Source organism: Rhodocytophaga rosea, assembly GCF_010119975.1.
GTDB classification, from domain to species: Bacteria; Bacteroidota; Bacteroidia; order Cytophagales; family 172606-1; genus Rhodocytophaga; species Rhodocytophaga rosea.
This window is the reverse complement of record NZ_CP048222.1, coordinates 6001368-6013859: the sequence shown is the minus strand read 5'-3', so window position 1 is coordinate 6013859 and position 12492 is coordinate 6001368. Positions and strand designations below refer to the sequence as shown.

The following is a 12492-nucleotide window of genomic DNA, read 5'->3' as shown; positions in this document are numbered from 1 at the left end:
AATTTAAAAGGCCAGGTTTGCTGTTGCTTTTGTTTCCAACTTAGAATAATCATGGAGCAGTATATGATCAGAACATATACTGCTCTTATTTTATCTATCCCACCCATGTTCATCTACAGACACTCACTGTACGTATCCGAACACTTTTGAAACCCTATTTTAAAAGAACAAGAAAGTATTTTGCTGATTTATAACAACTTATAAACCTGGCAGGCATTTGGCATACAGAAATGGAAGTAATCAGAAAAATACTCTATTAATAAGTAATTATGCGAAGAAGCGACCTAGGAGAATTTGAAGAAGTAGTGCTGCTGACAGTAGCCGTACTCACACCCAATGCCTATAGTGTGATGATTGCCGAAGAACTCGAATCAGCGACTGGCAACACCGTAAGTACAGGGGCCGTACATGCGGCCCTGCAACGTCTGGAGGATAAAGGAATGGTAAACTCCTACATGGGCGAAGCAACCAAAGAACGGGGAGGCCGAAGAAAAAGGCTTTTTACTGTTACCCCTGCCGGCAGCCGGATTTTGCATGATGTCCGCTCGGTAAGAGAAAGTTTATGGGGCCGCATCCTGCCTCAGGCTTTACCTAAAATTGATATGGCCAGATAAATATTATAGCCTCTATGAAAAAGCCAGAAAATTCATTACTCCCTAAATGGCCGGAAAAGCTCTTCACCTGGATTTGCCACCACGATCAGGCAGAGGAAATTATAGGTGATCTGCAGGAGCGGTATCATCTGCGTGCCCAGCGAATGTCACCAGGCAAAGCCCGAAACTACTATTTTAAGGATGTACTGGCCTATATTCCATCTGCTGTACTAAAACGAAAATCCTCTTCCAAACCTACTTTTACGCTTTACCCGGATATGATTAATAACTACTTTAAAGTCGCTTTCAGAAACCTGCTCCGCCATAAAGCATTTTCTTTTATCAACATCTTTGGACTGGCAGTTGCTATGTCGGTGTGTATGCTCATTATTCTGATGCTGGCCGATCAGAGAAGCTACGATCAGTTTCATGTAAATAAAGATAGCATTTACCGCATCTTATCCAAACCCAAAGAAGCCAGTCAACCTTATGCGACTACCCCTTTTCCGCTGGTAAGTACGCTAAAAAAGGAGTACGCCAATATTGATGAAGCTACACAACTGTTTTCAGGTGTCGGTGGAGATGCCGTATATAAGCAACAAGTGGTAGAAATGCGTGGTTTTTTCACCGACCCTGCATTTTTTACCATCTTCAGTTATGAACTTGCGCAAGGCAATTCACAAAATGCCTTGGCAGAACCAAATTCAATGGTCATTACCGGTGAGGTAGCCCGCCGTTTGTTCAACAATGAAAACCCAATTGGTAAAACGGTTCAGTTTACAGACCGGGGATTACATTACCTGCAGAAAAGTGGTAAAGATTCTCCCCCTGTTTCCTGGGGAAATTTTACCATAACAGGTATTATCGCAGATAAAAATTATAAATCACACTTGGCTTTCGATGTACTGGTTTCTTCGGCTTCGTTGCAGGCTTTATACCGGGATAATAAAATCATTAACCTTACTGATAAATGGGAAGATCATCACCAAACCTGGACGTATGTACTGCTTGACCCAACCAAAACTCAGTCCGACTTGAATGCTTCTTTACAGCAAGTAGTACGTCAAAAATATACTTCATTAAAAGAATTTGATGGTTTTCAGCTGATTGGACAGAAGTTTTCTGATATCAATACAGATTTACTTAGTAATGAAATAACCTACCGCCTGCCACTGATGATCTATTACTTTTTATCTGTTCTGGCAATTGTAATTATGGTTTCGGCCTGTCTTAATTATACTAATTTATCGGTAGCCAGAGCACTCACCAGAGCGAAAGAAATTGGGGTACGTAAAGTGAACGGAGCCAAAAGAAAAGACCTCATTTTTCAGTTTTTAAGTGAATCTATCATGACGGCACTGCTTTCTTTACTCATGGCAATTATACTGCTGACCCTTATTAAACCTGCCTTTAAAGGACTCTGGATTAATCAGTTTTTACATTTTGAACTGGAATCTACGCTTGTGGTATACCTGCTATTCTTTGGATTGGCGTTGCTGATCGGTATTATTGCCGGTGTGTATCCTGCCTTACATTTATCGGGATTTCAGCCCGTATATGTACTCAAAAATCTGGATCGTATGCGGCCAGGAAAACTGGGGATGCGCAAAGTATTGAGTGTATTCCAGTTTGTGATCTCCCTTTTTTTTATCACTTCCTCCATTCTAATCTACAAACAATTTCAGCATTTCCTTGAATTTGACTATAAGTTCAACACAAACAACATCATCAACATTGAACTGCAAGGCAACGATTACCAGAAAGTTTCTGCTCAACTGCGATCTATTCCGGGTGTATCGGCTATTTCTGCCACAGATATTATTCCGGCTACCGGTACTTCCAATGGAATAGGCTTGCGAAAACCAGGTACTGAAGCAGAGTTTACAAACATGTGGATACTGCATACGGATGAAAAATTTATCGACAATCTTCAGATCAAACTACTGGCCGGCAAACATTTACCGGCATCAGGCGAATCCGCTGACCGGTTTATTCTGGTAAATGAAAGTGCAGTGAAGGAATTAGGCTATACGCATCCCTCCCAGATTATTGGTCAAACTTTGGAAGTAAACTGGAATAAAGAAGTAGTAGAGGTGATTGGGGTGGTAGAAAACTTCCGTTATAAATTACTGCTCAATACCAATGAAATCGGCCCACTGGTATTGCACAACCAGCCCGAAAATTTCAAATATGTGAACGTACAAGTAGCCGGTAACGGTCTGAATGGAACTATTTCAAAAATTGAAGATACCTGGAAAAATATCGATCCTATACATCCGCTGAAGTATGAATTTTTCGATGAACAACTAGCCGCCACCCATCAGGGCATCCTGGATGTAGTTTCTGTCATTGGCTTTATTGCTTTTCTGGCTATCACCATTGCCTGTTTAGGGATGCTGGGAATGGCTACGTATACCGCTGAAAGAAAAATGAAAGAAGTAGGCATCCGCAAAGTGCTGGGCGCCGGTAATATGGGTATCATGTTGCTCCTGTCCAGAGGTTTTTTAACTATTCTTTTTATATCTGTACTCATTGGAGCGCCTTTAAGCTATATGGCCAATAATGTGTGGCTCCAAAACTTTCCTAACCGGGTAGATTTTGGACTGGATATTCTCCTGCTTGGATCAGCCCTGTTATTTACATTAGGAATCGTTACCATTGGCTCTCAAACGATCAGAGTTTCCAGAACGAATCCGGTTGATTCATTGAGAATGGATTGATAGTAAATTTTGCACTAAAAATCTATCTATAGAATACTCAAAAGAGGAACGAATTATACATAAATCATTCTTCTTTTGAGTATTCTTCATAGTAGTAAACTTCAATATAAATTAGGGCTATTTCTCCTGTCTTTTTATCTTCTTACAACTCTTTTGATTAAAATACTCTCGCATTTATTTCAATCCAGAATAAAAATTGGAATAATAATGTAGTTTTTCCTTTGAAAAATTCTATTTCCAGGAAAAAAGCAGTAACTTATGGTGCCTTTTAAACCAAAATCAAACGAGATAGTATAGGAGCTTCATTCTTCTATGAAGAAAAAGCTTCTTTATCGTTTTAAACCACCTTCATTTCTATGCTGCAAAAAGTAAGCGTATTCCTACTTATTTTTTCAGGAGCGTATATTGCCGCACTGGGTGCTGACCCTGAGCCGGAAAATATAAAAGCCATCCGGTTGATTGTGGAAAAGCATTGTGTTTCCTGCCACAAAGAAAGCAAAATGGAAGGAGGTGTTCTGCTGGAAGGGTTTAATGAAGAAAAAAGAATAGCCAGGTCAGGCCACTTGTGGATGAAAGCACTCAAACTGGTACAAGAGGGAGAAATGCCCCCGATGAGCAAACCCCGGATGTCGCATGAAGAACAAGATACGCTTGTAAAATACGTCAATCAAATTCTGAATAATGCTTTAAAAGAAGGAGCAAGCAATCCCGGACGGGTAGTTGCCAGACGATTGAGCCATGACGAGTACCGCTATTCAGTATTGAGTTTGACAGGTGTGGATTTTGACGCAAAAGCCTATTTTCCGGCAGACGGTTCTGGTGGCGCAGGTTTCGATAATTTTGCCCGTACCATGTTCCTGACTCCGCTTAAAATGGAACGCTATTACGATGCGGCAGATATTATCCTGGAAAAAGCCTATGCCGATGAGAAACTGTGGCGCACCCTTGTTCCCAACCCTTATCAGGAATCATTCTGGCAACAGATTGTCAACTGGTTTATAACTGTTTTTTCCTCTACTACTACCGCCGATATAGCAGCGGAAAAAGCCGAAAAAGTAATTATACCTTTTGCCAGTAAAGCGTATCGTAGGTTTTTAAAACCCGAAGAAAAAGAGCCATTACTGAATTTATTCAAAAAAGTATACGAAGGCACTGAAGAAGAAAACAGGTATGAACTGGCTGTAAAAGAAACCTTTAAAACTGTTCTGCTTTCGCCTAAGTTTTTATACCGCATAGAAGATGAGCAACCACTGGGTCAGCCATTTGCCTTGAGTAACTTCGAACTGGCCAACCGTTTGTCATATTTCCTCTGGTCTACCTTTCCCGATCAGGAACTCTTTGAAGTAGCTTACCGGGATGATTTGCATAATCCGGCTGTACTCAGCAAACAGGTACAGCGCATGTTGAAAGATCCGAGGGCAAAGCGTTTTTCGGAAAGTTTTTCTACCCAGTGGTTTGGCATCAGTAAACTGAAAGAAACAAGCCCGGTAGACCCGGAACGTTTTCCTGAATTTACGCCTTCGCTGAGGAAAGCCATGTACCAGGAGATGTCAGACTATTTTCATCATGTACTAACCGAGCGCAAAAATTTCCTGGACCTGCTCGACAGTGATTATACTTTCCTAAACGAAGAACTAGCCCGACATTACGGCATTCCTGGCGTAAGGGGAGAACAGATGCGGAAGGTTACTTTGCAGGACCGTACCCGTGGTGGAATACTTGGAATGGGAAGTGTGCTGACGGCTACTTCTTTGCCGCTCAGAACTAGTCCGGTATTACGTGGCAAATGGGTGTTAGAAGAAATTTTAGGCACTCCTGCTCCTCCTCCCCCGCCTGATGCTGGTCAATTGCCGGAGGAAGAAGCGGCTGCGGAAGGTGCCAGTATCCGTGATCTGCTGGTGTTTCACCGCTCGAAACCGGATTGCCAGAGTTGCCACCAGAAAATGGACCCGGTTGGATTTGGCTTAGAAAATTTTGATGCCATTGGCAGGTGGCGCAATAGCTATGGCGACCAACCGATCATTGCCTGGGATACCTTATCGAGTGGAGAAGTGTTCAATGGACCTATGGAGTTGAAGAAAATCCTGCTCACCAAAAAGGAAGCGTTTGCCCGGGTGCTGGCAGAAAAAATGTTTACCTATTCCATTGGACGTTCAGTCGAATTTGTGGATGAAACGTATATGAAACAACTGGTAGACAACCTGCTGCAAAATGATTTCAATACGGAAATGTTCATGATTGAACTCGTGAACAGCTATCCATTCCGCTACAAGGTAAACGATAATACAGATAAATTTAAGGTATTGACTAAAAAATAAAGCACATGAGTAACTGGCATATTTCCCGTCGGCGTATGTTAAAAGGATTAGGCGCATGTATCGCCCTGCCGTTTCTGCAGGCGATGGTTCCCCCAGGTAAAAGCATCTATTCTATTGCTAAAAAACCTGTCCGTTTTGCATTTTTGTATGTACCCAACGGTGTGCATCCGGATATGTGGACACCGGCTCAGGTTGGGCGGAATTTTGAACTTTCTCCGATTCTGCAACCCTTGGCCAAGGTAAAAGACGATATTCTGGTACTGAATGAGCTGACTAATAAGTATTCGAACTTTCCGGGAGCTGATGGACATTATGCCAAAACGGCTAATATTCTCACCAGTCTGCCTATTTATAAAACGACCGGCGATAACCTGGATAGCGGCGGCACTTCCCTCGACCAGATTATTGCCAGGCACAAAGGCACAGACACCGTATTTGATTCCCTGCAATATGGCCTGGAACAGATCAGTCCGGGTATTGATACCAATGTAGGGTTTACCAGATTATATGGCTGCAATATTTCCTGGAAAACCAAGAGTATGCCTTGTTCCAAAGAAATAGAACCCCGTATGGCTTTCGACCGCTTGTTCCGGGGTGTATTGCCGAATGCCAAGCCCAAAAATGAACGATGGAAACAAAGTGTGCTGGATATTGTAAAAGAAGATACCGATGCCCTGCAACGCAAATTAGGCCGTTCTGACCAGGACAAGCTGGAAGAGTACCTGGAATCCATCCGTTCGGTAGAAAAGCGGATTGATAATGAGGAAAAGATCAAAGCCTTTAAACACCAGATCACCCCAGAGCTGCAAAAAGAACTGACGCATCTGAATATGCGCATTGACGAAGCAGAAGCCTATCTGGGAACGGATATTACCGAAAAAACCCGTCAGATGCTGGATGTTATGGCGCTGGCTTTCTGGAGTGATGCCACCAGGGTAAGTACCTTTATGTTTGGAAACTCGGTGAGCAACCGCAATTTCTCCTTTCTGGAAGGTGTACATGGCAGTCATCATCAGATTTCTCATCACCAGAATAATCCTGGTGTGCTGGAACAATACATGCGGATCAATCAGTGGCATGTGGGCCAGTATGCGTATCTGCTGGAAAGATTAAAATCCTTCCCGGAAGGAGAAGGTACGGTACTGGATAACTGTATGGTCATCTACACGTCTGAACTGCGGGATGGCAACCGGCACGCCCCGCGCAACTTACCGGTGGTGGTAGGTGGAAAAGGAGGCGGCAAGTTAAAGACTGGGCAGAATCTCAAATTTGAAGAGAATACGCCGCTTTCCAATTTATATCTATCAATGATGCGTGTTCTAGATATTCCAATGGAATGCTTTGCTGATAGTACAGGTGAATTGAGTGAGATTTATGCTTAATTGGTCAATAGTCATTGTTTACAGTTAATTTAATAAGATTTAAAAGATTCAAACAAGTTTGAAAAAGAAGATTTCTTACTGCCTGTTAGGAGTTTTGCTATTTGCTGGACTTTATGTTTGGCTTCGTGTTTCATTTGGATTATTTACTCCCTATAATAGTTGGACTGCTCGACAAGATCTTAAAAAAGGCAAAGTCCAATACATTGCCATTGGATTACCAGTTATGCCTCAAGTAAGGAATCAGGTAGCCCAACAGTATGAATTTGAATACAACTATGTAGGATGTGTAGTGACAACTGAATTACTAAATGGATCAGAGTATTATAACCAGGAAGTAAAAGCGTATCTGGAAAAGAAATATGGTGAAGGTATGTGGGAAAATATTAAAAGAAAATGTGATAGCCTCATTGCGGCAAATGCAATTGATAAGTAAATCAAAGTTTTTGAAGCGGAAAGATTAAGAACTGACTATATCAAGTACTAATATTATTCAAAATAAAAATTCCATGCGAGGTGGCCCGAAAAAACAGCGGGCAATGCGCAGGCCTTAAGCGGGGAAGCATTGTTTTTTCTAGATTTTTCTTTGTTACTTTCTTTGTAGCAATGACAAAGAAAGTAAGGACGGCGTACAGGTATTCAACATATTAAGTAATAAAAATTAATTATCTATTATATTATTAATGGTTGTCCTTTATCCAACCATTTTAGTAACATATTTAAATTCCTTAATGCAACACATACATCCCTGGTTTCACTCCTTAAAAAAATCAATTATACAGTACCGCTTTCTGTTTTTAGTACTTGCTGTTGCTGGTCTCTTTTTGCCATTACTTCCCCCTTCTAAAGCTACGGCTCCTGGTATTATCTATTTCTTTGGCCGCTTTCATCCGCTACTGGTTCATTTTCCGGTAGTATTGATAGGGATAGCTTTAGTTTTTGAGTTAGCCAGAAAATTTCGTTTGTGGACTATTTCTTCTTCTACTATTGGGATACTACTGGGAATAAGTTTTGTAAGCAGCCTGGTTTCGGTAGGGTTGGGATTTATGCTGTATTATACAGGCGAGTATATAGGTACTACCATGGATCAGCATATGTGGGGAGGTGTATTATTAACTTCTTTTTCAGCCATAGCCCTGTACTTGTTTTTGAGCTATTCACACTCCACTTCTAAAGTAAGCTATGCCTATTATCTCTCTTCGCTTGTTCTGGCCAATTTTATACTTGTATTTACCAGTCATCAGGGAGGATCTTTAACACATGGGAGTGAATATTTAACTGAATACATGCCCACTTTGATCAAAACAAAAGACAACTGGCAACCCAAGCCTGTCGAGCAAATGCTGGTGTACGAAGACATGCTTAAGCCGGTTCTGGATAGAAAATGCATGAGCTGTCACAATGAAAACAAAGCCAAAGGCGACCTGATCATGACTTCCTACCAGGAGATGCTGAAAGGTGGAAAAAGCGAACATCCGACGCTGAAACCAGGCTCGGCTGCGGATAGCGAACTCTACAAGCGGCTTATGCTGCCTGAAGATGATGATGACCGGATGCCGCCCAAAGGAAAAATTTCGCTCACCAAAGAGGAAATCACCCTACTATCCTGGTGGATAGACAAAGGAGCGGATACTACCTTAAAAGTACAGGAAGCCTCCAAAGATGTAAAGGTTGCCTCTTTCCTAACAACTTACCTGGCAGAAATTGAAGCACAGCAGCAAGCCAGAGTTTTGCAGCAACAGGGGCTGGAAAAACTCATACAAACCGTTTCTCAAAAGGATGATAAATATGTACTCCGGATTGATCCCTATGAAGAAAAAGCCATTACGCTTTCTATGCCTTTTCCGCCTTCGGCTTTCGAAGATAATGATTTACCTACCCTTCAACCACTGTTTGGGAGCATTACCAAAGCCTCTTTTATAGCCAGTAATATTACCGATGATGCCCTCTATCATATTGGCCAGATGGCGAATCTACAGGAGTTATACTTGCAGCAAACGCAGATTAAGGGGACAGGACTGGTGCATCTTTCAACTTTACAAAACTTGAAAATTTTAGACCTATCTTCCACAGCAATCAATGATGGACAGATTCTGCATATTTTACAGTTCCCAGCCCTGGAAGATGTATATGTCAATGAAACATCTGTTTCCAAGGAAGTAGTAGAAGCCATAGGACAATATAAACCAGAATTAAAAATTCATATGGAACGGGGGAAACTGTTCTGATATTCAACAGTTTCTAGTAATTAGCAATAGATTAATACAGTTAACAGAAGAGGAAATATGGATACTGAAAAAGCCAGCATTCGGGATATTATCAACAACCGGGTGAAGGGTGTTAAAGCTAAAGACATTGATATGGCTACCCAGGATTACAGTAATGATGTGATACTCTTTGACATTATTGATCCATTGGAACATCATGGGAAAAATGCCGTGAAAAAACGTTTACAAGAATGGCTCTCTACATTGGCTGAAATTAAAAATTTTGAGATCAGAAATATTGGGATTCATGTCTCCGAAACTATCGCCTATTGTACCAGTATGAATCATATTGATGCTGTCAATACTAATGGGAACAAACTCAATATGTGGTGGAGGGAAACAACCTGTTATGCGAAGTTGAACGGCAAATGGAAGATCACTCATGCACATAGTTCCGTACCGTTTAATCCGGATAATGGACAAGCTTCTATTGGGCTCAAACCTGAGCAGATCCAATAAAAATCTGCTAATGCATGTGTGCTACAATATCAGATTCATCGAAGCGGATATCATCTTCGCCCACATCGTCGAAAGGATGCTCCAGATGATCCCGTATGTTATCCAGGCTCACCAGAATAAAGCTGTAAAGAATAGGCATTACATATTCTAAATTAGCCGAATATTCCCGGAAGGTACTGGCAAAATAGGGTCCGTATATAATAGGAAAAATGTAGATAAACACTTTGCTGTATGCCCGCAGGGTGATGGGAGTCCGGTAAGCATGAATAATCTTGATATTATCAAAAGCGATGATCATTCGGTTTACATACTGACTTACGCGGGAGATTTCTCCACTTTGCACCCCAAACTTCCGCATTTCCATGGTTAACTGGGATAAAGCGGAAAAACAGGCATACAATTTTCTTTCATTTTCCTGCCAGTTACCATGATGATGTGTTTTAAACATATCTCTCATAATTACCACCATTTCGCCCACTAATACCCGGATGCGCTGCGGCAGGTCATTATTTTTGTCAGACGTCCAGTCACGGGAAGCATAATAGACGGCAATGGCATTCCCTTTAAAATCGGAAAACCGCTGAAGTGCCAATTCCCGGCGGTTGTAGGCAGAACCAATAGAGAACACCACTGGAAAAACTATGGCAACCCCTACCAGCATATCCGGAAACTTGGCTGTTAGTCCATATTTAAAGCAAAGATAACTAGAGAGTACAGCCAGGGCAGTAACCAGTAAGGTTTTATAATTAATAATCAGGAAAAAGCTTCGTAAAATTCCTCTCATAAGATTTCAACTACTATTTGTATTGGGGCAATATTTACCAAATAGAGTTTGAATCTATAAAAACGGAACTTCAAACCGTAAGCATTTTAAAAATATTTGGCAATTTTCTGCAATTCTGTCTGAATTTCTTTCTGCTTGTTTTCTCCAGCTAATAGAAAAGAGTTTTTGGTGGTATTGAGTTTATCTTTGGTAAGATTCACTTCCTGAGAGAGTTGATTGATTTCGCTTTTCAACGCATTCATCTTCTGCGATAAAGCTTGCAATTCTTCGGCTTTTTTCTGAATGAGTTGATCCTTCTGACCTACTTCTTTTTTATATTGCAAAGCCTGGGCGCTCTGAAAAGCATTCAGATCCCGGCCAATCAGGTTCATATATTCCTGTCCGGTGGAAAGCAGTTTTTCTTTGGTAAGGCCTGAACCTTTCAGAATATTATAAGCCGTTTGATATTTCAGGGCTTCATCCTGTATGTCATCAATATCTACTTTGCTGTCTACAAATTCTTTAAAATCTGTTCCCTGAAAAAGCGGATTTCTGGCGTTGTGGTCTTCGATCAGTTTTTCAAAATACTCTTCATGCTCTGGTAACGGCCCAGATAAAGTACCAGAGGGCGAAAACGTCGGTATCTGAGCGGCAGGGGGTTGATTGGGTGTGGTGGTACTGCCTTTTCCTGTTACTAAGGGATGCTGCGCATTTTCATCAATGGGCGGAGGTGTATTGGGTATGGGAGGCGGTACAGGTGGTTGTATAGGAGCAGCAGAAGGTTTGCTTCCCTGTTGCTGCTCCTTTTTTTTGTCTTCATCAAACTCTATGAATGGCGTTAATAGCTGCTTTAAAAAACTCATAAGGCGGCGGCAGAAGGTTGTTTTTTCAGATTTAGTAAGAAACCAATAGTAAAGTTGGCATCCCAGTCGAATACGAAAGTATCGGTATTGGTAGCGTCTACAATGGCTTTGTAGATATTTAAACCTGAGCCCATTTTTTTATCAGCGGCTGTATAGGCTCCTGGTGCTTTTAATACGGTATACCGTTCTTCTCCTTTGCGGTGCTGATTCGCTAAGGTAAACGGTACTCCCCCGATAATAAAACCTACATTGCGTTTGCTTTCTGGTACTTTGTTCATCTGGCTTTTCACCTGGTTATACACCTCTGTATCAGACGTTCCTTTTTCATAATATTTGGCACCCGGTAGTTCTATAGATTTTAAACTGCCATTTTCTTCCCAGGACACTTTCGTATTTCCAGAACCAATGTCTACCATAAAAGAGTTATCGGCAAAAGATGGCGGTACCGTGGCGTTAAATCCATACTTAGCTTCCTGTTCCGGATTTACATTATTTACCACATACCCCATTTTCTTCAATTCATTACTAATAGTGGCAGTTTTAGGTTCTTTTTGTGCACCAGAAGAAATGACAAAGTGCATATCGGTTTTATGTACGCCTTTGTCAAACATCATGGCCAGGTATTTTTTCAGACCAGCCCGGATGTCTTCGGTGGTAGCCAGACCTTCGTAGGCCAGTGATTGACCAAAATCTTTCGATACAATTTCCCAGCGCTTCTGATTGTCCATATTGATCACGAAAGAGTTGAAACCAGTAGCTCCCACTTCTACTACTCCACGCATTGCTCCATTCTCCGGCTTTTCGGGTGTATAATTAAATTCGCGTACCTCCGCATCTGCATCAGTGGAGCTAGTTGCCGGACCAGTTTTAGTATTGTCAGCAGTAGATTTATCGGGGCTGGCTGGGTTATTGGGAGGAGTCGCATTTTCAGGAACTTCGGTAGTAGGAGCCGTATCAGTTGTATTCTCTCCTTTCAAGCCAGAAAACCTGGGTGCAAGCGCAAAATATCCTAGCACGCCTATGATCAGCAAAACAATTATAATACCTGCAGGTTTGAGTCTCATATTCTTATTTTGTTTTATAGTTTATCAATGAGTTAAATCGGTTTATAGCTCTATTTTGTTGCGGTT

At 41.5% G+C, this 12492-nt stretch carries 10 protein-coding genes; 7 read left to right on the top strand and 3 right to left on the bottom strand.

All coding sequences use genetic code 11. The features are described 5' to 3' along the window. Positions 1-269 precede the first annotated feature (269 nt). The 7 genes from GXP67_RS24925 to GXP67_RS24895 all read left to right on the top strand — a co-directional run bounded on the left by GXP67_RS24925 (position 270) and on the right by GXP67_RS24895 (position 9736). A complete protein-coding gene (locus GXP67_RS24925) occupies positions 270-614 on the top strand; it encodes a PadR family transcriptional regulator (protein WP_162445635.1) in 345 nt (114 codons plus the stop codon). A gap of 14 nt (positions 615-628) precedes the next feature. After that, entirely contained in the window at positions 629-3313 is a 2685-nt protein-coding gene (locus GXP67_RS24920; RefSeq protein WP_162445634.1) for an ABC transporter permease, read from the top strand. A gap of 356 nt (positions 3314-3669) precedes the next feature. Further along, positions 3670-5631, top strand: coding sequence for a DUF1592 domain-containing protein (locus tag GXP67_RS24915; RefSeq protein ID WP_162445633.1), 1962 nt, complete (start codon positions 3670-3672; stop codon positions 5629-5631). 5 nt (positions 5632-5636) lie between these two features. Further along, positions 5637-7013 (top strand): DUF1552 domain-containing protein, encoded by a 1377-nt coding sequence (locus GXP67_RS24910; protein WP_232064556.1) that lies wholly within the window; start codon positions 5637-5639, stop codon positions 7011-7013. Between the two features lie 58 nt (positions 7014-7071). Beyond that, a complete protein-coding gene (locus GXP67_RS24905) occupies positions 7072-7446 on the top strand; it encodes an FEKKY domain-containing protein (RefSeq protein WP_162445632.1) in 375 nt (124 codons plus the stop codon). A gap of 295 nt (positions 7447-7741) precedes the next feature. Then, on the top strand, positions 7742-9238 hold the full coding sequence (locus GXP67_RS24900; protein WP_162445631.1) for a c-type cytochrome domain-containing protein: 1497 nt from the start codon (positions 7742-7744) through the stop codon (positions 9236-9238). Positions 9239-9295: 57 nt separating this feature from the next. Further along, the gene (locus tag GXP67_RS24895; protein ID WP_162445630.1) at positions 9296-9736 is read left to right on the top strand and encodes a YybH family protein; all 441 of its coding nucleotides are present in this window, start codon (positions 9296-9298) and stop codon (positions 9734-9736) included. 7 nt (positions 9737-9743) lie between these two features. On the opposite strand, the gene GXP67_RS24890 is transcribed toward GXP67_RS24895, so the two are convergent. The 3 genes from GXP67_RS24890 to GXP67_RS24880 form a co-directional block, all read right to left on the bottom strand. Then, positions 9744-10520, bottom strand: coding sequence for a hypothetical protein (locus tag GXP67_RS24890; RefSeq protein WP_162445629.1), 777 nt, complete (start codon positions 10518-10520; stop codon positions 9744-9746). 86 nt (positions 10521-10606) lie between these two features. Then, the gene (locus GXP67_RS24885; protein ID WP_162445628.1) at positions 10607-11362 is read right to left on the bottom strand and encodes a hypothetical protein; all 756 of its coding nucleotides are present in this window, start codon (positions 11360-11362) and stop codon (positions 10607-10609) included. Beyond that, a complete protein-coding gene (locus GXP67_RS24880; RefSeq protein ID WP_162445627.1) occupies positions 11359-12426 on the bottom strand; it encodes an acetate and sugar kinases/Hsc70/actin family protein in 1068 nt (355 codons plus the stop codon). The genes GXP67_RS24885 and GXP67_RS24880 overlap by 4 nt, the downstream gene beginning before the upstream one ends. Between the last annotated feature and the right edge of the window lie 66 nt (positions 12427-12492).